This is a genomic window from Streptomyces chrestomyceticus JCM 4735 (assembly GCF_003865135.1).
Classification (GTDB): domain Bacteria; phylum Actinomycetota; class Actinomycetes; order Streptomycetales; family Streptomycetaceae; genus Streptomyces; species Streptomyces chrestomyceticus.
Window position 1 is genome coordinate 115,837 of the sequence record NZ_BHZC01000001.1, and the last position, 23,156, is coordinate 138,992.

Below are 23,156 nucleotides of genomic sequence, written 5' to 3' on the forward strand. Positions count from 1 at the left end.
CGTTTGTCCACTGGTTGTGGCAGCAGTTGCTGACCAACAGGCACGTAGATGTTCACGAGAGATGACGGCGCTGTCGCTCCGCGGCGTCAAAATTGCCGTGCGGAGCTTTGGGCCAGGTCTCACACTGCGGGCATGGATGAAGTCAGCGTTCCCGCGGCCGTCGTGTCTTCGGAGCAGTCGAGTGAGTTGCTGGGCTATCCGCCTGATGCTCGGCTGCTGATCATCAACTGCGATGACTTCGGGATGTATCCAGCGATCAACGCCGCGGTGATCGAGTCGGTCGAAGAGGGCATCGCCAGTTCGTGCAGCCTGATGGTCCCGTGTCCTGGGGCGCCGGAGGCTATGAAATTGCTCAGTCGACGGCCGCAGATCCCGTTCGGGATTCACCTCACCTTGGTGTGCGAGATGCCCGGCATCCCGTGGGGGCCGGTGGTCGCCAAAGAACGAGTTCCCTCACTGCTGGACGCTGCAGGCGCACTGTTCTCGCCGACGCCTGCCGGCCGGGCGACCTTGCTCGGCCGGGCTCGGCTCGATGAGATCGAACTTGAGTTCCGTGCCCAGATCGATGCCGTCGCCGACGCTGGGCTCACGCCGACCCACCTGGACTTTCATTGCCTGGCTGATGGCGGCCGCGACGACATCCTCGACCTGGCCGTAGTGCTGGCAGCGGAGTACGGCCTGGCAGTCCGGGTCTGGCTCGAACCTGGGCGCCAGGCGATGCGGAGACGCGGGCTGCCGGTCACCGACAACGACTTCGTGGACAGCTTCTCCCTCGGCATTGAAGGCAAGGCGGCCCGATACGCTCAGATGCTGCGTGACCTGCCTGCCGGGCTCAATGAATGGGCGGTGCATCCCAGTCTGGGCGACAAGGAGTCGCAGGCCGTCGACGGTGGCTGGCCCGTGCGCCGGACGGACTACGAGTTCCTGACATCGCCGCAGGCCCGTGAGGTTCTCCAGCAGGAGGACATAGCCGTGATCGACTACCGAACGATTCAGCGCGTCTGGTCCCAGAGCCTGAGTCCTCGACGGCAGACCGGGCCCGTCGTCCCTGCGGACGACGGGCCGCTGAGCTGACTGTGAGGCTCAGCCTGCGACGGCCGGTTGTTCGGCTCGCGCGCGGGCGGTGGCCAGACGGTAGGAATCGGCGCCGGTCCCGATGATCGTGCCGTTGAGGATGAGACGGTCGACGATCGCGGCGCAGAGACGGGGATCGGTGTAGGTCTTCGTCCCCCTCCGAACGCTTCGTTGGAGGCGATCGCAACGCTGTTCTTCTCCTCGCGCTCGGTCAGCACCTGGATGAGGAGTTCGGCGCCGTGACGGTCGAGTTCCATGTAGCCAAGCTCGTCGATGCAGAGGAGATCGACGCGGCCGTAGCGGGCGATGGTCTTGTTGAGCTTCTTCTCGTCCGCGGCCTCGACCAGCTTCGTGGCCAACGTGCAGCGGACGCGGTAGCCCTTCATCGCAGCCTCGGTGCCCAGGGCGATGAGCACGTGGGACGTGCCGGTGCCGGAGCTTCCGATCAGGCAGAGGGGCTGGCTCTTCTTGATCCATTCGCCGCTGGCGAGCGCATGGACGGTGGCCGCGCCGATGTTCGGGTTGGCGTCGAAGTCGAAGGCCCGCAGGGACTTCTCCCGTGGGAAGCCGGCTGCCTTGATGCGCCGTTCTGAACGGCGGCGGGCCCGGTCGTCGCACTCGGTCATCAGCAGTTCGGCGAGGAAGCCGCGGTAGGTCACCTGGTCCTTGACCGCCCTGTCGGCGATCTCGTTGAACTCGTTGCGGATCGAGGGCAGCCGCAGCGGGCGGCAGGCGGTGTCGATCGCTGCGTCGGCGGCCTGCTCGGTCAAGCCCCGCCGGCGGGGCAGATTCACTGGGCTTCTCCCTCACGGTGTTCGCTGCCGCTGGTGCGGCGGCGGAGCAGTTGGCCATAAGGGGTCACCGACGGGAGCGGCCTGGTGTCCGGCGGGAGGTGCGCGAGGCGCCACTCGTGCAGCGAGGTGACGGTGGCTGGCGTCTGCCCAGGAAGCGCCGGGACGGATGCGCCGGTGACCGGCTCGTTTTCTGCCTGGGCGGCCTTGCGGGCCTCCAGGGCAACGGGGTCGGCGGTCAGGGCTCCGGCCCGCAGTGCGGTGGCCAGGCCCGCGACCACGTGCTCGTGGGCGAGGTGCCGGTTCAGCAGCAGGACCTCGATCAATGCCCGGGTGCCGTCCCGCTCGCCATGAGCCTTGCGGGCCGGGACCCACCAGGCGCCGTGGGTCGGGGTGAACTTGCCTGCGGAGCGGGCCTGTTTCAGAGCCGTAGCACCAGGGAAGGTGCCGGGCTTGCGGATGAGGGCTTCGAGGTAGTGGTCCAAGTCCAGGCGGCGGCTGCCCTTCGCGATCAGCCTCTCGTGGCGGGCTACCTCAACGTTCCTGTCATAAACCACCAGGTGAGAAGCGTGCAGGACGACGCGCACCCGCTTGCCGATCAGACGGGTCGGGACCGAGTAGCGGTTGGTGCGGGCGGCGATCTGGCTGTAGCGGTCGGCCCGTGGCGTGAACAGGCGGCCGGTCTCGAACGGCTCTTCCGCAGCGGCATCAGCAGCCGCTGCTCGACGGCGAAGTATTCGTCGACGGTCCGCGGCCGTGAGCCGATCCGGCGATGCCCGTCGTGCAGGTTCCACTGGTCGACCATCTCGTTCAGCTCAGCGAGGGAGTCGACTTGCGGGACGGGCGTGAAGTGGTTGCGGCGGAAATAGCCGATCATTCCTTCCACGCCGCCCTTCTCATGGGCGCCTTCGATGCCAGGGCGGCAGTAGAAACTCTCGATGTTGAAGTGCGAGCGGAAGGCGATCCACCGGTCACTCTCCACCCGGGCCCTGTTCAGCCCCACCACCTTGGCGACGGTCGACTTCAGGTTGTCGTAACGGATCTTGCTTCGAGGGGCACCGCCCAGCGTGCGATGCGCGAGCACGTGTCCTTCGGAGAAGGCTTCCTGGCCGCAGGAGGCGAAGATGCGGTGGACGGCCTTGCCTGAGTAAGGCAGGCGGAGCGAGAACAGGTAGCAGGTCACCCGCCCGCCGGCCAAGCGCACGGTCACGTCGCCGAAGCCGACCTCCGCCTTGTGACCGGGCAGGTGGGTCTGCGGCACGAAGGCTTCAACGGGGGCTTTGCCCGCGGCTGCGAGGATCTCCGGCTTCCGGTCGGAGACGTAACGCCGGACCATCTGGTAGGACACATCGGCACCGTGTTCCTCGATGAGCCGGTGATCCGTGTGATCGTATGCCGCTGTTTGCGCGGCGCGTCGAGGTCCGTCCGCAGCATCTCGTCGACCACCGGCTTGTACGGATCCAGCGCAGTTGGCCGCTGCGGCAGTTTCTTCCGGGGCTCCGGCCAGACGGAGTCCACGGCCTTCTTGACTGTCCTCCACGAGATGTTGTACTTGCACTCAAGCTCGCGCATTTTCGTGCCGGCACGGTAGTCATGTCGGATCGCCGCGTACAGCTCGACCTTGGACATCTGCGGTATGACCAGGACCTTTCACCAGGAGCATCCCGGTGCTTCCCTGCTCCCCGGTCCACGACGGCCGGCCACCGCACCCGCTGCCCGCCATGCGGTACATGTACCGCTGCGCACCGCTCAGCGCTACCCGGCCGGGGTTCGTACAACGCCCGACCGTCGGCGCCGAACTGCCCGAGTCCCGTCATCAGACCGGCCCCCACGGCGACCTCTTGCGGCGTGGCGCGGGTGATGTCCAGCAGCAGGACGAGACCCGCTGGTGCGCCGCCGCCAGCAGATGATGCCAGGCCGCGCCCCGGTGCCTGTCCGCTCCCCGACGACGCATCGGGGTGGAATCCGGGACGAGCCGGGGGCATCACCGATGAGCAGCGCGCGGTGCGGCGGTGAAGGTTGCCCCAGCGCGCAAGCCGCACCGACCCGTTCCGATGCGTTCCAGGGAGCCACCGATGACCCCGTGTTCTCGCACCATCCGCCGTCTGGCCACCACCGGCGTAGCACTGGCTGCACTGGTCACCGCCCCCGCGGCCACGGCCGTGCCCGGCCCGTCTGCCCCGCGTGCCTCTCCCAGCACCCGTGGCCCGGCCGCCGTGAGGGCGCTGCTGGCCACCTTGCCCGACCGGGTGACGGACGCGGCCTTGGTGCGGGTGGCCGGCCGGGGCCTGCAGCCTCCGTATACCGGGAGAGCCGGGCGGGTGGCGGCGGGCGGGCGTTTCCCGGTGGGCAGCGTGACCAAAGTCTTCACCGACGCCGTGGTGCTCCAGTTGGTCGCCGAAGGCCGGATCGGCATCGACGAGCCCGTCCGTCCCCGTCTGCCCGAGGTGATTCCGGCCGCCTACGCGGGCGTGACGGCGCGTCAGCTTTTGGACCACACCAGCGACCTGCCCCGCCCGGCCCGGGTGCCACTGGACCCGTACGCGGTGGTGGCCGCCTCCTTCGCCGCGGACGCGACGGCGCATCCCGGCCGGATCCCGGCTCCCGGAACCGTCCAGCAGTACAACGGGCTGAACAGCTTCGTAGCCGGCCTGCTGGTGGAGCAGGTCACCGGCCGCCCCTTCGTCCGCGAGCTCGACCGGCGGATCCTGCGCCCGCTGGGCCTGCGCCACACTGGGCTCTCCGAAGATCCAGTAATCGCATGGGCCTGGTCGGAGGGCGGGCTGGTCTCCACCCCGGCCGACCTCGACACGTTCCTCAGAGCGCTGCTGGAGGGCAGGCTCCTGCCACCAGGCCGGCAGCGGCACCTCTTCGAAGTGCCCGCGGTGCCCAGCGCGCCCGAGAACACCAGCTGCCCCACGTCCGCGGCCTGCTTCAGCGCCGGCGGGCTGATGAGGATCGACCTGAACGGAGTCGAGGTGTGGGGCAAAACCGGCTCCAGCGGCGGCTGGACCAGCGGCGTCTTCGCGAGCGCGGGCCAGCACCGCCGGTCGGTCCACCTGTTGCGGCCCGGCGCTGCGGCCACCTCCGCACAGCAGCGGGCCCGCGTCGAGGCAGTGGTCAAGGCGGCCCTGCTCGGGTGAGCCGCATGTTGTTGTCCGGGGACCGGGCCCTGCAGGCGATCAAGCCGCACGACGTGATCCCACCCATGACCGCCCACCAAGCGAGCGGCGAGCCGGGGGGGGCGGGCGTTCGCCCTGCCGTACAGCGCGAACGAGGACTGCGACCCGCCCCGGCAACAGCAATGAGTGTGGGCCGGACGAGCCGGTTCCGCGGTCAGCGTCCAGGCGGTGGTGTTACCGGCGCCGCAGGCCGGACCATGTACCGCTGCGCACCGCTCAGCGCCATGGGGCGACGGACGGATGCGCGTCGGTCCCCGCTGCCGGGGTTCAGGGGACATCGCCGTCCCAGTCCCCCGCCCCGCGTCTCCCGGCCGGGGCCCGTACAGCGCCCGCCCGCCGGCACCGAACTGCCCGATCTCCGTCATCAGCGCGGCGCCCGTGGCGATCTCCTGCGGCGTAGACCCGGCCGCGCAGCAGTTCCTCATCCCTGCCCCTGTCCATACTGGCCAGGCTCCCAGCACCCACCGACAACGCGGGCACCCTTCACCCGGTCAGAGAAGGGTGGACCGGTCCGTCGACCCCGGGGCGGCGGTCAACGGCTGAACACCTGCGGGTAGCGGATGTGCCGGCGGTAGTGGTCGTCGTCGGCGAGCTCGTACCACGGCTCGCCGCGCTTCAGGCGCGGGAGCGTGGTGGCCGGCACCGCGAGGGTGATGCCTTCGACGTCGCGGGCGAGAGCTTTCAGGCGGCGCTGGAGGCGGTGTTCGGGCAGGCCGGTCAGGACGACGTGCAGGGTCGGGAAGAGGCCGCTGCGGGTGTAGCCGTGACGAGCCCGAAAGTCGTACGAGCGGCCGACGGTGCCACGGGCGCCTTCCCAGACGCGGCGGCCGGCGTAGCGCTCGTAGTCCCGGGCCTCCTGGGCCGGGCGCGGACTCGCACGCAAAGGTTCTGCGTCTTCGCAGTTCATGTCCCGGGCACCGCGCATTCGCTGCGCCACACGGTCCGGCAGTGCTCACGCCAGAGACCTCGACGCCAGGACACCGAGATGAACCGAGATGAAAGAACCACGGACACCGAACTGCGAGTCGGCACCCTCCCGCCGGTCCACGGCTGGCCCTCCTGGCCCGCCCGGACACCGGCCACGAGGCGATCGAGGTGGGCGGGGTGGGCGGGGTGCTGATACGGACCGGCTCCGCCGAGACGGTGCCCGGCGGAGCCGGTCCGTACGGTGTGTCAGGTGTGCCGCTTGGCCCACAGCGGGGTGATGGCGGCGAGCAGGACGGCCGCGATGCCGACCTGGAAGGTGTGGCGGATCCAGTCGATACCGCCGGTGTCGCGCACGCCGAAGGCGGTGGCGAGCGCATTGCCGGCGACGGCGCCGACCATGCCCAGGATGATCGTCAGCCACAGGGGGACGGGCTGCCGGCCGGGCAGGACCAGCTTGGCCAGCAGCCCGACGACGAGCCCCGCGATGACGGCCCACAGGAACGACACGACGACTCCTTCCGCTGGAGGTGCACCCTCGGACACCTGTGCGTGTGCCCCTCGCGGCCCGCCCTACGCCCCGCAATATGACCATTCGGTCACCGATCTCCATCTCCCGCTCAGAAAACGGTCACCTGACGGTACTGTCCCGGAAAACCGTTGATGCCGCCCGTCTTCCGGACATCGGAGGATGTAACGGCACCTGTACACAGGGGACTTGATGTTACGTATGCAGCGCACCCGCCGTCGTATCCGCCCGGCCCTGGCCGCCGCCACCGTCGCGGCCTCGCTCGCCCTGCCGCTCACCGCCTCCGGCGCGGCCGTCGCGGCGCCGGCCACGGACACCGCGCCGGCGCAGCCCCGGCCCGCCTCGGAGCGTACGGCGATGTACGCCCGCGACCACGACGGCGTGCTGTGGCAGTACGGGGGCACGGGATGGACCCTTCCGCCGTTCCAGCCGCGGACGAGAATCGGCGGCGGCTGGGACCAGTACGTGAAGATCACCTCGCTCGGGGGGACGTCGGCCGACGGCACGGGGGACGTCGCGGCCGTCGACAAGAGCGGCAAGCTGTACTTCTACGAGGGCAGCGGCAACCCGTCCGCGCCGTTCAAGGCGTCGCAGGCCATCGGGTACGGCTGGGACCGGTACACCAGCATCACGGGTGCGGGCGACGCCAACAACGACGGCAAGAACGACCTCGTGGCCCGCGACGCCGACGGCGGCCTCTACTTCTACGCCGGTACGGGCAAGCCCTCCGCCCCGTTCGCGCCGCCGGTGCGAGTGGGCGGCGGCTGGCAGGTCTACGACCGCCTGACCACCTTCGGAGACGGCCTCCTGGCCCGCGACACGGACGGCGTGCTCTGGAAGTACCAGGCCACCGGCTCCAGTGACCCTTCCCGGCCCTTCGAGAGCCGGGTCCGCGTGGGCGGCGGCTGGAACGTCTACGCCGACTTCGTCGGCATCCGGGACCTGGACGGCGATCAGTTGCCCGACCTGGCCGCCCGCGACCTCGACGGCAACCTGTCGGTCTACCAGGGACTGCGCTACCACGGTGAGGTCGTTCCCAACAAGGCCATCCCGGTCGGCGGCGGCTGGAACATCTACGACCTCCTGTTCTGACCCGCTCCGGCCTGCTCCGGCCCGGCCGGCCGGAGCAGGCCCGCCGCACGCCCGGCACGCCCCGGCCGCCTGAACACGGACAAAGCGCTCACGGAGGCTGGCCTTGATCGTGTGACTCCGGTTCACCAGCTTGCCGGCGCGGCCGGTTCCACCGTCCTGGACACGGCGTACGCGGCGTACTCCGCGCCGGTCGCCCAGGCCGACACGTGCCGCGACGGCACCGTACGGCACCGGCTGCGTGCCGAGGCCGCTGCGGACTCGCACCGAAGTGTCCTGCGGCTTCGCAGTTCACCTCCCGGGCACCCCACACTCGCTGCGCCACACGGTCCGGCAACGCTCACGCTCAAGGCCCCGGCACCAGGACACCGAGACGAAAGAGCCACAGACACCGAACTGCGAATCGGCACTTGGGAGCAATTGCGCACCGTCGGCAAAGGCCAGCGCTCTCCGCTCGCCGCCTTGGCCAAAGACAAGGCAGGCGTCCCAACGTGAGTGCTGCCGCCGGGGCGGGCGGAGCACCAAACACTGCGCCCGCCCGGTCGACGCATCCAGCCGCAACACCCGAATCCTCCCGGCGAACGTGCAGGTCATCATGGACGCGGACTGGAGGCTGCTGGTCGCTGCGGCGCATCCGGTATCCAGCACAACGAGCAGCATCAGGCGTCTGCGCCGCAGCGCCGGCAGCCCTCCCGGATACGACAATGGCCCCGGTGGCCGCGCCGGGAGCACCACCCCGCCACTATGGCCGGACACAGGCGCAGGACCTGCTCAACACCGTGGAGACAGCTGTATGACGACCACCACCTCGACCACGACGGCCGCGCGCGCCGTGACCGACACGCTTCAGCCCCGCAACGTCCTCGTGGCAGGCATGTCGGGCATCGGCTGGGCGGCCGCGGGTGACTGGACCGGCCTGCCGTGGGGCCTGCTCGGCGCGCTGTGCGCCGGTCTCGTCCCGGCCGGATACATCGAGTGGCAGCGCAAGCGCGGTACCTGGGGTGACCGGCACGTCGTCGACCGTACGAAGCGCGGCCCCATCTTCCTGGTGATCCTGACGTCCGTCGGGTTCGGGGCGCTCGTCATGGTCCTCGGCCACGCCCCGACCGGCATCCTCGTCGCCATGCTTGCCCTGTGGGCCATGACCGTGGTCCTCCTGGCCGTGAACACGGTCTGGAAGATCTCCGTGGATTCCGCCGTCGCCTCCGCGGTCCCCGCCCTACTCGCCGTCGTGCACTCCCCCTGGTGGCTGCTGGCCTACCTGCTCACCCTCGCAGTGTGCTGGTCCCGGGTCACGCTGGCCTACCACACCATCGCGCAGACCATAGCCGGCGCGTCCTGCGGCGCGATCACCGCCGCCGCGTTCCTCCTGGCCTGACCCGGCAGGCAGACAACGGCGCCCCGGGCCTCCCGGCCCGGGGCGCCACGGCATTCATACCGTGCTCATGCGGAATGGGACTTCGACTGCCTCCTGGGGCTGTAGGCAGGGGGGCGGCGCCGCGGTCGCCAACCGGGCGGACACAGCACCGGAGTCGGCCTTCGTCCTGCTGCGGCTGGCCGAGGACATCATCCGGCCCGCCACGGCCGCAGACCGGGAGGCCGACGCGTGCGCGGACCTCTTCGTGCTGGACGAGGCCGGGGGCGTGCCGCTGTCCGCGCTGCGGGACTGAGCACGGGACTCCCCCACCACGCGGCGCAGGACATCGCCCGCAGCATCTTCCGCTTCACGGCGAACGCCATCCCCGACCCCGACCACCCAGACACCGCCGACACCCTGGAGGCGATACGCGACGAGCACCTGGTGCTGGCCCACGCCATGCACTCCGCACCCGGTGCGCACCGGCAGCCGACGGCTCACTCACCCAGCGGTCAGAAGCGGAATGAAGCGGATGCGGCGAGCGATGAGAACCTGAAGGTCTCTCGCACGGGGAAGACTTGGAGTACATGCCGACAGCGGGGAGGGAACACTGTCCGTGGCCGGCAGTTGGGGCTCGGCACTCCAGCGGGCCAGGGTGGCACGGAACATGACGCTGGAGGAGACAGCTGACGCCCTGAACGCGGTCACTGGGGGTGCATCGGACGCGAGTCTGGTGAGCGCGTGGGAGTCCGGCCGCCGTCGGACCAACAAACGGAACCGGCCTGCACCCGTTGGGGGCTTTGTGGCTCCGCGCCTGATTTCAGCCACCGTAGTGGACGCCCCGGGGAGTCTCAGTCGTCGGCGGCGACGATGAGCGTGATCCGCCCGGCCGAGCGGTCGATGAGCACGAACTCGTGGAAGCAGTCGTGCACACGTCCCCAGTCATGAACCGCCTCATCACCGAGCTCGCTGAGGTAGAAGATGCCATCGGCTGCGGCCAGGCGGGCGAAGAACTCCCGCTGCAGATCTGCCTCCAGTTCAGTGGACACTTCCCAGAGCGGGTCCACCCACTCCCGCAGGATTTGCGCGGCCTTCTCCTGGCTGATGGGCTCGTACAGGTCAGGCGTGATCAACCGCAGCCAATACGGACCGTGCCGGAGTCCCTCCGGCAGCACTCCACCGCCGGCATAGTCGTCCCGGAACTGCTCATGCCCGATCAGCGCGGTAAGCAGCCCTCTGTCGTCCACGGACTCCACAGAGAAGCGGAGCTGCTTGATGTCGACCCACCGGAACCCGTGCTCCTTCGGATCCGGGAGGTAGCGTCGAAAGTTGATGAAGGCGCTCTTCTCGTGAGCTAGCCAGTTGTCCATGGCGGCAGCCTAGGAGGCAGACATGGGGACCCTGTCGACTCACCGGATCGCTCAGCCATGATCTGGGCCATGAGAATCATCTCGCCGGCCGCCGCGCTGCCGGGTTACCTTCACCTCGTGTGCTACTACGCCGAGAAGCCCTACAAGCTGCATTACGCCTGCGTGCCCTGCCGCGTCGCGTTCAAGCGGCATTCCGGCCCCGGCGAGCACCGATGCCCTCGATGCTCGGAACCGATGGTCTGTGCCGGCCATGACTTCGCGGCGCCGCGGCGCCGGGACATCAAGGCATGGACCGTCGTGGCCGCGGTTCTCAACGTCGGACTGCGTTATGAGGGCCGGGAGCCGTGCGGCTGCGGCAAGGAACCCACGTTCCGTCCCCGCACCCGAGCTCAGCTACGCGCCCGCCGAATCGCAGCAGCGCGAACGGGGACTCCCCTCCCCGACATGCTGGAACGCACAGAGCTATAGGCATCCGACTGATCCGAGAAGGGGCCAGAGCCAAGATCAAAGAGTGTCATCAGACTGGTCGTCGAGCCGTTCTGGGCGATGGTCGCGTTGATCAATACGTGCCGGTTGGGGGTCTTCGGCCAAGTGACGCGACGCTGGGTGAGCCAGGCCAGCAGGGTCTGGTGGGGCAGTTCGCCGAGCCGTTGGCCCTGTCCGACGATGGTGATCCGGCGGTTGGACAGGGCGAGGTCATCCAGGTCAGGCGGCGGACTGCGTGTCTCCCATCTCCACGCGGAAGGGGTACGTCCTGGCTGCGGTGAACGCGTCGTGGATCGGCATGATGAGTGAGGTGAGGCGACGGACGTCGGTGTCGCCGATCGGCGTCCACAGGGCAGCGCAGTGCTCGTCGGTCTCGGCCTCGATCTGCTCGCGCGCCGCGACGCAGGCCGCGGTAGCGGTGCCGTCGGCGTTGAGCCAGCCGCGTGCGACGAGGCGTGACGTTGCCGCAGCCACCTCCTCGTCGTTCCACAGCCGGGTGGCACGTGCGATCGCTTCCGGGAAGTGACCTGTCGCGGTTTGCAGAACGTTGCAGTCACACGGCCCGAGGCCGTTGGCGGCGAGCACGGTGAAGTGCGCGTCGCCGCGCCACTCGCGCAGCACCGTGATCTGCTGCCACAGCGCGACGAGCGGATCGGCCGGGAGGGGAACCGAGGCGTTGGCGGCAGCCATGGTCTTCCCGGCGTAGTCGGCGCTCGCGACGACCGGGTCGATCAGCGATCGTGCCTCGGCGATCTGACCGGCGGTAAGGCTTACGCCGACGCGCCGCAACGCACGGTCGACGGCTGCGAAGCGAGCGGCCTGCCACTGCTCCGGCGTCGCTGTGTCCCACACGCCTGCCATGGCCTGCACCGACCGCGGGCTGAAGTTGTAGAAGGCCGCGAGTGTGACCTGCCACGGGACTGCGCCCATCGGGGCTGACCGGAACGCGAAGTACGCCGGTCCGTCCTCGGTCACGCCCAGCCTGGCGGCCTCTTCCGGTGTCTCGGGGATGAAGTAGACGAACAGGTGGGTCGCGTTGATGGTGAGGCTGACCTCGCGGACGGCGTTCGGGTCCATACCGGCGCGAGCGAAGGTGTTGGCGAGATGCACCGCGGTGGTCTCCTGGCAAGTGGAAGGATCAAGATCGTCTTGGTGTATCCGGTAGGTCAGGACCGCTCTGGCGCGGTGATCCGCGCGGAGATCGCGCCGAGTTCCTGCACGTCGATCCGGACCGTGTCTCCCGGTGCCAGGTAGGGGCGGCGACCGGACAACTCCTGGATGCAGCCGGTGCCCACGGGGCCGCTGGCGATGATGTCACCGGCTCGCAGCGTGGTGCCGCGCGACGCGTGCGCCAGCATCTCGCCGAACGACCAGTGAATCTCGTCCCAGCTACCGCCGCCGTAATGCTCGTCGTTGACGTACCCGTCCATGCGCAGCGCATAGCCCTTGCCCGAGCGATAGGGCTCCAGTTCGTCGGGGGTGACGAGGAACGGGCCGAGGCTGGTCGAGGCGTCCTTGCTCTTGGACGGGCCGTACACGAACCCCATCTCGCTCGCGGATATGTCGCGTGCGCTCCAGTCGCAGTAGACCAGGTAGCCGGCGATGTGATTCTCCGCCGTGGCGGCGTCGAGGTTCGAGCAGTCCCCGGCGATCACCGCGGCGACCTCGACCTCGTAGTCCCACAACTGAGCCCCTGGAGCGATGGGAACCTCGTCGTGCGGTCCCTTGATCGCCGCCGGGTTGGAGAAGTGGAAGAGCGGATACTCGTACCAGACCGGGCTGACCGTGCCGTCGCCGACGGCTGCCTTACCCGCGTTGCTGACGTGACGTTCGAACGCGGCGAAGCCCCGGACCGCCGGGGGCACCGGTACCGGCGCCAGCAGGTCGGCCGCGGCCAGCTCGACGGTCTCAGCCGGTTCCCTGGTCGCGGCGGCCTCCAGCCCGCCTTCGGCGCGCAACAGCTCCAACAGGCCCGTGCCCACGGCGTGGATCTTGTTTTCGTGCACCACGCCGCAGCGCGTGGAACCGCCGGCGGAGCGGTAGTTCACCCACTTCATCGGGCCAGCACCTCCCGGGTGTAGTCGTGGAGCCCTCGTGCGTCGGCGAGGGAGGATGTCTGAGGGGCCAGGGGGACGGCACTCCCCTCGCGCACGGCGACGGGGCGGCCCGCGGTGCCGGAGTCCAGGAGCGGCAGGGCCTCCTTGGCGGCGGTCTCCACGGGTTCGCCGGTCGCGCGAGGGCGGCTGACCTGCGCGGTCTCGGCTTCGTCGTAGTCACCGGCGAAGATCGTGGTGACGGTGCCGGGGAAGTTGTTCTCGTACCGGACGGCGGGGTGGCGGCCGACGAAGTCCACCGCCAGCGCAGCGTCGAAGGGCATTGCGGTGAGGCGGTGACAGCGTGTTCGCTGCTGAAGGTCGTCCCGACGTGGGGGCCCGGAACGCCCGGCGCCGCCGAAGTTGAGCACGACCGTCTTCATGCGGCCACCGTCCGCGCGAACTTGACGATCTCCTCGACGAACAGCTCAGGCTGCTCCAGGGCGGCGAAGTGGCCGCCTGCGGGGATGTCGTCGTTGAAGTAGCGCAGGTCGGCATAGGCGCGCTCGGCCCAGATGCGCGGAGTACGCGTCAGTTCGTCCGGGAAGACGCTGACCCCGACGGGAAGGCCCAGCTCGGTCAGAACGAGCGGCTGCCGGGCGTACTCCCAGTACAGGCGGGCGGAGGAAGCAGCGGTGCCGGTGAACCAGTACAGGGAGACGTGGTCGAGGATCTCGTCGGGGGTGAGGGCGTCGGGCCGAGCCCAGTCGAGGAACTTCTCGTAGATCCAGGCGGCCTGCCCGGCCGGGGAGTCGGTCAGGGCGTAGCCGATGGTCTGCGGCCGGGTGCGCTGCATGACGTGGTATCCGGCATGGACGGCGAAGAAGCGGCTGCCCTGTTCGAGTGCGGCCTTCTCCTCTGGGGCCGGGTCGTCACCGACCGGTGGTGCGGCGAGGAATTCGGGGAAGTTGACGTGGATCGCACGCAGGCCCGCCAGGCGCTGCGCCCCCATGCGGGTCGCGACGACACCGCCCCAGTCGCCTCCCTGGGCCAGGTAGGAGCCGTAGCCGAGGCGCCGCATGAGCACGCCGTACGCACGGGCGATCCGGTCCGGATCCCAGCCGGCCGAGGCGGGTTGGCCGGAGAAGCCGTAGCCGGGCATCGAGGGGACGACGAGGTGGAAGCCGCGCTCGGTGAGCGGCCCGACGGTCTTGAGGAACTCCAGGAACGAGCCCGGCCATCCGTGCAGCAGCAACAGGGGGGTGGCGTCGGGGCGGGGTGAGCGTACGTGCATGAAGTGGAGGCCGAGACCGTCGATGGTCGTGCGGAACTGGCCCAGTTCGTTGAGCCGCCGCTCCAGAACGCGCCAGGCGTACCCGGTGGCCCAGTACTCCAGCAGCTCCTCAAGGCGCTCCCGCTGCACCCCCTGGCTGCCGTCCGGCACTGTCTCCCGGCCGGCAAGGCGTACCCGGTGGAGCCGGTCCTTCAGCTCCTCCAGGGCACTGTCCGGAATGCCGATACGAAACGGTGTCACGCTGTCCGAAGTCATGGTCACCACGGTGCGGCCGCGACGAGCGCGCAGTCCAATGATTGTTCCGTTACAGGTAATACGGACTGCGTATAAGGCCAGCTAGAGTGGGGTGGTGTCCGAACGCTTCCCCACACCCGTGGACCTCGACCTCCGGCTGGTGCAGTGCTTCACGGTGGTCGCCGAGCACCGGCACTTCGGCCGTGCCGCCGAGGCGTTGCACACCACCCAGCCGTCGCTGAGCCGGCAGATCCGCCGCCTCGAACAGCAAGTGGGCGTCCGCCTGCTCGACCGCACCACGCACGGCACCCGGCTCAGCGAGGCCGGCGAGGTTTTCCTGCCACAGGCCCAGGGGCTGCTGCGCACCGCCGTCGAGGCGATGGCCCGCACCCGTGCGGCGGCCCGGCCCAGCAGCATCACCATCGGCTACAGCAAGGGGCTGGTCATCACTGCGGCCGTACGGGCCCTACGGGACCGCAATCCCGATGCCGAGGTCCACACCCGCCTGCTCGCCTGGAACGACTCCCGCGGCGCGCTGCTGGAGCACCGCGTCGACGCGGTGGTGACGCGCCTGCCGTTCCCCACCGACCGGCTGCGCGTCACCGTCCTCCATGACGAGCCGCGCGTGCTGGTCGTGTCCCGGGACCACCGTCTGGCCGGCAAGGAGTCGGTCACCCTGGGCGACATCGCCGACGAGCCGATCCCCCACGTACGCCAGTCCGACCCGTTGCTGAACGCCTACTGGCGGCTCGATCCCCGCCCCGACGGGCGGCCCGCGCCCGACGGCCCCCTGGCCGAAGCCCTTGAGGACAAACACGAACTCATCGCCGCCGGACAGGCCGTGGCCGTCGGACCGCCCCTCGACCACGCCACCGGCCTGCACCCCAGTCTCACCACCGTCCCGTTGCACGGGGTCGAACCGAGCCAGGTCGTACTCGCCACGCGCACCGGCGACCGCAGCCGTCTGGTCACCGCTTTCCGCAGCCTTGCCGAAGCTCTGCTCACCGGACCCCACCGGACCGGACCGATACACACGACATGATCAGCGGCGGCTCCGCCCGCATACACAAGCGATCATGGCCCGTACCTGGTCTGCCGCCACAGCGCCCCGACGAGATCGGCGGTCCCCTCCGGGGGCGTCCTGCGGACTGCTGGACTGGACGACGCCGGGCGGGCGGGCCGCGCTCGGTCAGAGCACAGACAGTACGGCGCGGTCAGGGCTGCGCCTCGCGCGTCAGCACCACACCCGGTGTGCAACGCGCTCTCCGTGCGCGATGCCGGCCCCCCGACGGCACCCTGGTACAGGGCAAGGCCCGCCGCGAGTACGGCCGGTCGGCGGACAGCGGGCTCGGGGAACATCGGTACAGCGGTCGGTGGTGAAGACGATCACGGTCAGGGCGTGAGGGCGCTCACCCAATTCCCGTACTCGCGGCGGACCTTGGGCCGGGCCGGGACCGCGGGGACGCCCTGGCCGCCAACGAGCGGCTGGCAGCGGGCGAGGAGTTGGCGGTGTACGGCGGGGACGGCGCTGACGCGCAGGGTGTGGCCCTGGCCACGCCGTACGGCCACCCCCTGGTCGAGTGCGGCGCGCTCCAGCTCGGTGGTGCGGAGGTGGTCGGCGATCTTGCCTGGCATATCGAGGGTGGCCGGCTGCTTCGGGGTGGGTGCGTCCTCCTCACTGACGGTGTGGTCGGCAGGAGGCCGGTGACGGCGGCACGGATCGCGCTACGGACCGCGCTACGGCTGACGCTGTGGTCACGGGTGATATGCGGCAATGGAGCGGCCTTCCAGGTACGCGGTGCGTACGGCGTCGGTCTTCGCGGCCGCAACGGCGGGGCGGCGCCCGCCCTTTGCGCCCTTGGCCTCGGCGGTCAGTCAGAAACTCCACCGGCACGAGCGGACCATAGCCAGCCCCGGCACCCACGCGGCGGCCCTTCCGGGAGCCCCGGCGGAGCCCCCGGCTGGTGTGCTGGCCGACCATGATCAATCTCAGCGGCAATCGCTGTACCGATGTTCCCCGAAGCCGGGAGCGACGTGCCCGTGGCACATAAGTGCATCATCTTCCCCCCACGGAAGAAATGCCGCGTTGGTCCCACTGGCCACCGGGACCGCGCAAACTGTCATATGGCACTCACAATTTTCGCTCTGTTCCCCCGAACTCGGCTCTCAGGCGGCCCAGTTCCAGCCGACCGTCACACCGTCTCGTCCAGCGCCTACGTGAAGCGGACATGGGCAACGCAGCGCACAGGCGGCAGCCTGCTCTGCAACGACGGCCGGAAGGAGGCCACGGAAGGCCGTCCTCCAGAGGACGCCGCCCAGCGTGCGGTCGGCGAACAGCTGCATACCTGACCGCACGGAGTTGACGATCCCGAGTCCGGACGCGAGGAGAGACGGGTCAGCTGGACCGTTTCCCTCTTCTGATCTCCCGCGTCCCCAGAACGATCTGCTGCAGCGAGACGAGTGAGATGCCGAGCAGTACCCAAAGAGTCAGTGCAGAGCGGGCCCAGAGGAGGCTCACCATCGCTGTGACCACGCATATCGCAAGGGCCAGGAAAGCCCATCTGACACGCGTGGCACCGCGCGCAACACCAGGCATCCGAACCTCCGGTGACACTCTCGCCGACAGCTCCGCCGACGCGGCCGCCACGCCCGGACCGGGCCTCCCGCCAGGGTGCCTGACACCGCTACAGCGGTAACAGCCCCTGTAGCGGCCAAAACGCCAGCAAGGTCGAACAGGCCGCTCTTGTCGATGCCGTTGACGGGACAGCCACCAGTGTCGAGATAGGGATCTTCTTGGCCGCCGGGGAGGGCAATGCAGTCGACACCGGACCGTAGGTGCGTCCGAGGCGGTTGGGGCATCGGCGGGGCCCGGGTAACGGAACGGGCGGACAGCGGAATCGCCGCCCGCCCATTACCGCTTCGCTGCGCCTCAGCGCCGCCTGCGTTGCATGAGAACCGCACAGAGCCCTCCACAGATGGCGCCCACGATGCCAGGCACTATGCGTATCGTCAGCGTCTCGGCACCCTTTCACTTTCAGTCGGGCCAGCAGATGCGGCCACTCGGGTCCTGCGCGGTGAGGCGCTCTTCAGCATGAGGTTCAGCTTTGGGTCCCGGACGGAAATCGCTGCCGTAGGGTCCTGGCAGACTGCCGCCATGGACACCGAAGCGTTCTGGCGCACTCTCGACGCTGCGGAAGACGATGACACACCACTCGCCAACTCCGTCACCGATCACCTGGCGGGCCATGTCGGCGGAAGAGATCCTCGCGTTCGAGCACTGCTGCTCCCGCCTGCGTGACGCTGTCCGCCGCTGGAACGTGTGGACCGTCGCCTACCTCACCGGCGGAGGATGCTCCGATGACCGGTTCAGCGATTTCCCCGCGGGCTCGGTGGCCCTCCGATGTGAATCGTACTAACGGGCAGCCATATGTCCAGACTCCCTCGCCCAGCATCCCGCCGTGCTTAGAGCGGCAGCCACCGGGACCAGGACGTCATTTTCGATGAGGACTTGAATTTCGTGCCGAGACGAGTCGTTTGACTTCGACGGCGCCGACCAGATGCGCCGACGTCTGCCGCGGCTGGCCGCACTTCATCTCAGTCCTGAAACAGCCTGACGGGCACAGGGGATCTCTGGAGCTCCCTTGAGAAAGACGCGCAGATGTCCGAGCGCAACGAACGCGCCGGGACAGGGGCTGTAATCGACGGAGGACGCCCGTTCCCAGTGGAAACGCAAAAGGCCTGCACTCCCTGCGGGTGCACAGGAGAGTACAGGCCTTGATCCAAGGGCGGGGCGGAAGGCCGGTGATGAATGCTGCCTGGTACGCGTGGCCCGCACGGCAGAAGGCCATGAACCGGACGTCTTCTCGGCGCCCGCGATGCGTCAGCTCCTGGCTGGTGACTGCCGCGCGTCCCGGTCGTCCGCGGCGGGGCCGGAAGCCGCGCGATGGGGGAAGAACGTGGTAAGGCGGCCATCGGCAACACGCGAACCGATACTCCGTAGCCCGGCATCGCCGGGAATTCTTGCCACCGGTGAACGGGGGCCAGTGACCACACCGGCGTCGCAATGGCGATTATCACGAGCGTCCGACAATCGCCCGCCCGTTTTCGGGTCGGCCTCCGCAATGTGCCGGTCACCGCATGAGGTGATCACGCTTCAAGAGGTTGTCCGGTGCTGTCCGGTACTGTCCGGCGTGCCAGCCTCCCGCGAATCGGCGGCCGAACCGAGTCGCTGACCGGTCAACACCGAGTTGCCGACCGGACGGCCAGGGACACGCGGGGCACGTCAGGAATCGCCGGTACGCCGCGCCCCGCGCTTGCGGAAGGCGTAGAAGGCACCTCCGGCCGCGACGAGGCCGGCCCCGCCCGCGCTCCAGGCCACGGTGCTGGTGCTGATAGCGGGGCCGGTGTCGGTGTCGGCGCGGGTATCGGCAGAGGCGAGCGCCGCCTTCGTACCTTCCTCCTTGCCGCTCTTTCCGGCCTCCTTGCCGCCCTTTCCGCCCTCTGTACGGCAGCCGTCCGCCTCCTTGCGGCTGTCGGCGGTGATACGCAACCGGGCCCACAGCTCGACTTCCACCTTCCCGGTGGTTGCCTTGTGCTGGTAGACCGGATACACACCCGGCTCAAGACCGCACTTGATCGTCGCGGGCGCCGTCAGCACGGCGCGGGCTCCCCGCAGTACCGGCTTGCCGGTGAAGGCGGCGGAGTGCAGGGTGATGCGGTCGTCCGCTCCCTCGTGGCCGTTGTCGGTGACGGTGATCCGGCTCCCGGGCCGGAAAGTACGTACGTCCCACGGCGACTGAGGCCATGTCGTATCAGCGCCCCACCGCTCCTCGGAGGACTCCGGCGGCCGGTGCCCGGCGTTGTCACGGCAGGTGTGTACCGCGGCGTCGTCGACCCGCTCCACGCGGACCTTCGCCCACGGCGCGGGCTTCTGGTCCGTCGGACCTTCCCCCGGTCCGACGATGCCGACGGGATACACGCCGGGCTTCGTCCGGCAGGCGACGGTCACGGTGGCAGTGGCTACGGGCGTACGCATCCGCAGGGCCTCAAGTCCCACGAGCGCCTTGGATGTGACGCGGTCGCCGGGCACAGCCTGTCCGTATGCCGCGCTCACCGTCAGCCTGTCCCCCGGGCGCACGGTCTGCGTACTGCCGTACGGCAGGGACCGCGTCGCGGGCTCGGAGGCCGCTGAGGCCGGAGCGGTTCCCAGGGCGCACAGCAGGGTGAGCGCGGCGCTGGCTGCCGTGTGGTGTCGCTTCATCGCCTGGCCTGTCCTTACTTCCGGCTTTTCCGCGCGCGTCGAGCGCTGCTGCGCGTTTACGCTATCGCCCCACGAGTCGTACAGATGTGTGATTCTCGTTGCTTCGAGCCGTCCGGCTCACTGACAAGAGAAGAAAGTAACGTGTTCCGTACCAGATGGATCCCGGCTCTCGCACTCGGGCTGTGCGCGGGCATAGCCGGCGTGAGCCCGGCCGCTGCTCTGACCGATACCTCCCCGCCCGCCGTGCCGGAGAGAGCAGTGACCGCTCAGTCGGCCACCGCCACGGCGAAACCCGCGGTACCGGCCGTCCCGCACACGGCCGCTGATCACTCCACCCCCTCCCGGGCCCTCGCCGACTCTCCCACCACGACAGCGCCGACGCCTTCCGCGTCTTCCTCGCCGGCGCCGAGCCTCGGTGAAGAAGAGAAGTTCTGGACGGCGGAGCGCATGGACCAGGCCGTCCCCGTCGACGCCGCGCGCGGGCCGGGACCTGACGCGGCGTCGCCCGCGGGAGCCCGGCGTGCGCTGCTGTCCTCGGGCAAGCCGCCGGCCGGCACCAAGCAGGCTCAGCACTTCGAGGGCTACCCGATGGTGGGGACCTTCTTCTCCAGCGAGTCGGAATTGGGCGGGAAGGTCACTTCCTGCACGGGCAGCGTCGTCCATTCCAACGGCCGGGACCTCGTTCTGACCGCCGGGCACTGCGCCACGTACATGGTGGGCCAACACCGCATCTTCGTCCCGCAGTACCGCCACGGGACGCCGGCTGCCCAGCAGCCCCACGGCATCTTCCCGCTGACCGAGCTCTACATCGATCCGCGCTACGTGAGGAACACCAAGGCACCGGTCTCCGACCTCGACTTCGCGTTCGCACGGGTCGCTCCCGCCCGCAAGGGAAACATCGAGGATGTGACGGGGGCACTCACCTTTGCCCCCAGCACGAGCTTCAAGCACAGCGTCAGGGTGGTCGGCTATCCCTCCGACGACTCGGTCAACAAGAACCACCAGGCCGTCTTCTGCGATGTCGCGACGTCCCGGCTGCCCCACTTCCGACAGATGCAGATGACCTGCGCCGGCTTCTACGGAGGGGTGTCCGGCGGTCCGTGGATCGAGGGGTACGACGCCGCCAAGCGCACCGGCAAGCTGGTGGGAAGCACCGGCGGCTACTACGGCGGTGGCAACGACGACAATGACCACTGGGTGACCTATTCACCGCTCTACGGCAAGGACGCCGTGGCTCTGTACGACGACGCCAACGCCCACCGCAAGCCGGCGGCCAGGCCGCCCTACGTACCCGCGCCGGACAGCGCCGTGCTGCCGGGCGCCGCCGATACCTGGCAGCACGCCAAGCTGATGGCCTCCGGCGACTTCTCAGGCACCGGGCACAGCGACCTGATCGTGGTGTGGACCGACGGCGAGGTGACCCTCTACCCCGGCAACGGCAACGGCGGTTACGGCAACGAGCGCCGGCTGCTGGGGAGCAACGACACCTGGACGCACGCCACCACCGTCACCGCGGGCGACTTCACCGGGTCCCGCCAGTTCGACCTCATGACCGGCTGGTCCGACGGCGAGGTGACGCTCTACGGCGATGTCGGCTCGCGGGGCCTCGCCAACGACGGCACGCAGATGGCCGCGAAGGACTCCACCTGGAAGTACGCCGCGCAGATCACGGCGGGCCGGTTCAACGCCGCCGAGTACGTCACCGACCTCATGGTGCGCTGGGCCGACGGAGAACTCACCCTCTACACCGGCGTCAGCTCCGGCACCTTCGGCCAGGAGCACCAGCTCAAGGCCAGGAACGAGACGTGGGAACACGCCACACTGCTGGCCGCCGGCGAATTCTCCGGCAGTAGCAAATGGGACCTGATGGTCCGCTGGTCCGACGGTGAGCTCGACACCTACACGGGTACCACCCCCCAGGCCCTCGGCGCCGAGACGCGTATCCACAACGGCAACGACCTGTGGCCGCACGACACCGTCCTGACGGCCGGGAACTTCACCGGCAACGGCCGCTCGGACGACCTGGTCGTCCGCTGGTCCGACGGCGAGACCACGATGTACAAGGACACCCGCCTCAGCGAGCTGGGATCCGAGGTCATGCTCGTCGCCCCGCCCAACTGACAACCGGCCGCGACACCCCTGCGGACATACCCCGCCCCGCCCACTCGCGGCCGTAGCGCCTGGCCTCAGGCGCCACGGCCGCACAGGCCGTGCCGGGCCGACAGCGTGCTCCGTCTCGCAGGGAGCTCCACGGCACGGCGCGGAAGCGGGCCCACGGCGTACGAAGGTGATCTGGCTCCACCTACGGGCCCGCTGTCGGCGTGATCAACATGCCGCTGAGCCGGCAGATGATCGTGGCGGGTCGCGGTCCGGGCTGCTGGGAGCTGCCGGGTCCGGGTCCGGACCTGCGCTCGGGCCGCCGTGCCCAGGTCACGGAGCCGGTCGGCCTGGGCGGGGCAAGGACGCTGATGCACGCCCCGGCCGGTTGGCCGGAGGAACTCCGCTGCGCTCTCCACCGCCGGCCAAAACCGGGCAGCGGTCCGTTCTCACCGTGGTGAGGACATCGTGAGAGAGCGGCCGGCCCGCGGGCGCGCCGGATCGTCGCCTCGTCCGTGTCCGCGTATGCGTCGAAGACGCGTGCGGCGGCGCCTCTGGGAAGGACCACTCATGCGGCCGGGAGATCCCACGCCGGATCGCCCGCGAACATGGCACCGAAGTCGATCACACCCGAGAGCGTTCCGTCCGAGACGACGACATTCGCGGGGTGGAGGTCGCCGTGCACCCACACCGGCGGGCCCTGCCGCTCTGCAGCCGCGACGGCGTCATCCCGGACGCCCCGGGCCTCGCCTGCGACATCGCCGGGGGCAACGGCGTGGAAGAAGTGGTCGAAGCCGTCTGTGCATTTCTTCGGGTGTTCGCCGCGGTTCTCACTGATGAGCGCGTCTTCGGGCGCCTCCACGTGGAGCGTGGAAGGCCGCCAGGGTGTCGGCCGCAGGGTCGCCGCGGCTGATGGAGGCGTGGTCCATCGGCTCGCCGGGAACCCAGGTCATGACGGTCCAGGGCTTCGGGCACGCGGACGGTTCACCGATCCGTACAGGGTTGGGGACCGGGATCGGCAGACGTGGGGACAGGGCAGGCAGCCACCGGCACAGCTCGCGCCGGCGATCCGGAGCGCGCTCCGTACGCGGCATGCGCACGGCCGGCTCGTCCCCAAGGCGCCGCTGCTGGTCGTCCCCACCGCCCGCCACTTCGCGGACGGCCGCCCCCGCGAGGTCCGGATGCTGCTCCCGCAGCAGGTCACGGACCAGGTCTGCTGTGCTCGACTGCCTCACGCTCGGCCGTCCTTAAGCTCCGCTGTCCATGTGCGCCGCTGTCATCGGCACGGGCACCGGGTCCCGCCACCCGGCGATCTTGACCGGAGACAAACGGGTACGACCGGCTCGAACATCCTGAATCACCGCGCACGCCCGCCCCTTGACCTGCCATTTCACGACACGTGTCACTGAGTCCCCGGAAACAGCAATCGGCGTCCG

Annotated in this window: 21 protein-coding genes and 2 pseudogenes; 10 read left to right on the forward strand and 13 right to left on the reverse strand. The window is 69.4% G+C overall.

The window, feature by feature from the left end:
* Nucleotides 1-132 precede the first annotated feature (132 nt).
* Nucleotides 133-1,074: a polysaccharide deacetylase family protein gene (locus tag EJG53_RS00560; RefSeq protein WP_125042884.1), complete on the forward strand. Its 942-nt coding sequence runs from the start codon at nt 133-135 to the stop codon at nt 1,072-1,074.
* A gap of 9 nt (nt 1,075-1,083) precedes the next feature.
* Here EJG53_RS00560 and istB read toward each other — a convergent pair.
* The 3 genes and pseudogenes from istB to EJG53_RS41985 form a co-directional block, all read right to left on the reverse strand.
* Nucleotides 1,084-1,868, reverse strand: a pseudogene (istB, locus tag EJG53_RS00565) (IS21-like element helper ATPase IstB).
* The gene (locus tag EJG53_RS41980) at nt 1,865-2,539 is read right to left on the reverse strand and encodes a Mu transposase domain-containing protein (RefSeq protein ID WP_371858780.1); all 675 of its coding nucleotides are present in this window, start codon (nt 2,537-2,539) and stop codon (nt 1,865-1,867) included. The pseudogene istB and the gene EJG53_RS41980 overlap by 4 nt, the downstream one beginning before the upstream one ends.
* Nucleotides 2,464-3,213, reverse strand: a complete 750-nt coding sequence (locus EJG53_RS41985) for a hypothetical protein (protein ID WP_244954899.1) — start codon at nt 3,211-3,213, stop codon at nt 2,464-2,466. The genes EJG53_RS41980 and EJG53_RS41985 overlap by 76 nt, the downstream gene beginning before the upstream one ends.
* A gap of 319 nt (nt 3,214-3,532) precedes the next feature.
* Here EJG53_RS41985 and EJG53_RS00575 point away from each other — a divergent pair, with 319 nt between their 5' ends.
* Together EJG53_RS00575 and EJG53_RS00580 are read left to right on the forward strand one after the other, a co-directional pair.
* Nucleotides 3,533-3,775, forward strand: a complete 243-nt coding sequence (locus EJG53_RS00575; RefSeq protein ID WP_125042886.1) for a hypothetical protein — start codon at nt 3,533-3,535, stop codon at nt 3,773-3,775.
* A 165-nt stretch (nt 3,776-3,940) separates the two neighbouring features.
* Entirely contained in the window at nt 3,941-5,008 is a 1,068-nt protein-coding gene (locus EJG53_RS00580; RefSeq protein ID WP_167515001.1) for a serine hydrolase domain-containing protein, read from the forward strand.
* A 571-nt stretch (nt 5,009-5,579) separates the two neighbouring features.
* Here the strand turns inward: EJG53_RS00580 and EJG53_RS00585 are convergent.
* Both EJG53_RS00585 and EJG53_RS00590 read right to left on the reverse strand, forming a co-directional pair.
* Nucleotides 5,580-5,954 carry a hypothetical protein gene (locus EJG53_RS00585; RefSeq protein WP_174856350.1) on the reverse strand — a complete coding sequence of 125 codons (375 nt, stop codon included), beginning with the start codon at nt 5,952-5,954 and terminating at the stop codon, nt 5,580-5,582.
* A gap of 266 nt (nt 5,955-6,220) precedes the next feature.
* Nucleotides 6,221-6,481: a GlsB/YeaQ/YmgE family stress response membrane protein gene (locus EJG53_RS00590; RefSeq protein ID WP_125042890.1), complete on the reverse strand. Its 261-nt coding sequence runs from the start codon at nt 6,479-6,481 to the stop codon at nt 6,221-6,223.
* 220 nt (nt 6,482-6,701) lie between these two features.
* Between EJG53_RS00590 and EJG53_RS00595 the strand changes: the two genes are divergently transcribed.
* The 3 genes from EJG53_RS00595 to EJG53_RS00610 all read left to right on the forward strand — a co-directional run bounded on the left by EJG53_RS00595 (nt 6,702) and on the right by EJG53_RS00610 (nt 9,259).
* Nucleotides 6,702-7,592 (forward strand): tachylectin-related carbohydrate-binding protein, encoded by an 891-nt coding sequence (locus EJG53_RS00595; RefSeq protein ID WP_125042892.1) that lies wholly within the window; start codon nt 6,702-6,704, stop codon nt 7,590-7,592.
* Nucleotides 7,593-8,382: 790 nt separating this feature from the next.
* Nucleotides 8,383-8,967: a phosphatase PAP2 family protein gene (locus EJG53_RS00605; protein WP_125042894.1), complete on the forward strand. Its 585-nt coding sequence runs from the start codon at nt 8,383-8,385 to the stop codon at nt 8,965-8,967.
* A gap of 67 nt (nt 8,968-9,034) precedes the next feature.
* Entirely contained in the window at nt 9,035-9,259 is a 225-nt protein-coding gene (locus EJG53_RS00610; protein WP_125042896.1) for a hypothetical protein, read from the forward strand.
* A gap of 538 nt (nt 9,260-9,797) precedes the next feature.
* On the opposite strand, the gene EJG53_RS00620 is transcribed toward EJG53_RS00610, so the two are convergent.
* Complete coding sequence (locus tag EJG53_RS00620; RefSeq protein WP_125042897.1) at nt 9,798-10,316, reverse strand: hypothetical protein; 519 nt, start codon at nt 10,314-10,316, stop codon at nt 9,798-9,800.
* Between the two features lie 69 nt (nt 10,317-10,385).
* Between EJG53_RS00620 and EJG53_RS00625 the strand changes: the two genes are divergently transcribed.
* The gene (locus EJG53_RS00625) at nt 10,386-10,784 is read left to right on the forward strand and encodes a hypothetical protein (RefSeq protein ID WP_244954900.1); all 399 of its coding nucleotides are present in this window, start codon (nt 10,386-10,388) and stop codon (nt 10,782-10,784) included.
* 237 nt (nt 10,785-11,021) lie between these two features.
* Here the strand turns inward: EJG53_RS00625 and EJG53_RS00630 are convergent, their stop codons facing one another.
* The 4 genes from EJG53_RS00630 to EJG53_RS00645 all read right to left on the reverse strand — a co-directional run bounded on the left by EJG53_RS00630 (nt 11,022) and on the right by EJG53_RS00645 (nt 14,393).
* Complete coding sequence (locus EJG53_RS00630) at nt 11,022-11,879, reverse strand: SCO6745 family protein (protein ID WP_125049080.1); 858 nt, start codon at nt 11,877-11,879, stop codon at nt 11,022-11,024.
* A gap of 89 nt (nt 11,880-11,968) precedes the next feature.
* On the reverse strand, nt 11,969-12,859 hold the full coding sequence (locus tag EJG53_RS00635) for a fumarylacetoacetate hydrolase family protein (RefSeq protein ID WP_125042899.1): 891 nt from the start codon (nt 12,857-12,859) through the stop codon (nt 11,969-11,971).
* Entirely contained in the window at nt 12,856-13,179 is a 324-nt protein-coding gene (locus EJG53_RS00640; protein ID WP_125042901.1) for a hypothetical protein, read from the reverse strand. The genes EJG53_RS00635 and EJG53_RS00640 overlap by 4 nt, the downstream gene beginning before the upstream one ends.
* 95 nt (nt 13,180-13,274) lie before the next feature.
* Nucleotides 13,275-14,393, reverse strand: coding sequence for an epoxide hydrolase family protein (locus EJG53_RS00645; protein ID WP_125042903.1), 1,119 nt, complete (start codon nt 14,391-14,393; stop codon nt 13,275-13,277).
* A gap of 85 nt (nt 14,394-14,478) precedes the next feature.
* Between EJG53_RS00645 and EJG53_RS00650 the strand changes: the two genes are divergently transcribed.
* Nucleotides 14,479-15,405: a LysR family transcriptional regulator gene (locus EJG53_RS00650; RefSeq protein WP_125042905.1), complete on the forward strand. Its 927-nt coding sequence runs from the start codon at nt 14,479-14,481 to the stop codon at nt 15,403-15,405.
* Nucleotides 15,406-15,755: 350 nt separating this feature from the next.
* Here EJG53_RS00650 and EJG53_RS41990 read toward each other — a convergent pair whose 3' ends face one another.
* Nucleotides 15,756-15,998, reverse strand: a complete 243-nt coding sequence (locus EJG53_RS41990; protein WP_244954902.1) for a hypothetical protein — start codon at nt 15,996-15,998, stop codon at nt 15,756-15,758.
* A gap of 1,610 nt (nt 15,999-17,608) precedes the next feature.
* On the opposite strand from EJG53_RS41990, the gene EJG53_RS43750 reads away from it, so the two are divergent.
* Nucleotides 17,609-17,779 (forward strand): DUF4240 domain-containing protein, encoded by a 171-nt coding sequence (locus tag EJG53_RS43750; protein WP_371858781.1) that lies wholly within the window; start codon nt 17,609-17,611, stop codon nt 17,777-17,779.
* Between the two features lie 866 nt (nt 17,780-18,645).
* Here the strand turns inward: EJG53_RS43750 and EJG53_RS00665 are convergent.
* Nucleotides 18,646-19,623, reverse strand: coding sequence for a hypothetical protein (locus tag EJG53_RS00665; protein WP_125042909.1), 978 nt, complete (start codon nt 19,621-19,623; stop codon nt 18,646-18,648).
* Nucleotides 19,624-19,881: 258 nt separating this feature from the next.
* Between EJG53_RS00665 and EJG53_RS00675 the strand changes: the two genes are divergently transcribed.
* Nucleotides 19,882-21,744, forward strand: coding sequence for a trypsin-like serine peptidase (locus tag EJG53_RS00675; protein ID WP_244954903.1), 1,863 nt, complete (start codon nt 19,882-19,884; stop codon nt 21,742-21,744).
* A 391-nt stretch (nt 21,745-22,135) separates the two neighbouring features.
* On the opposite strand, the pseudogene EJG53_RS00685 reads toward EJG53_RS00675, so the two are convergent.
* Nucleotides 22,136-22,955, reverse strand: a pseudogene (locus EJG53_RS00685) (phosphotransferase); the annotation flags it as partial.
* Nucleotides 22,956-23,156: the final 201 nt, after the last annotated feature.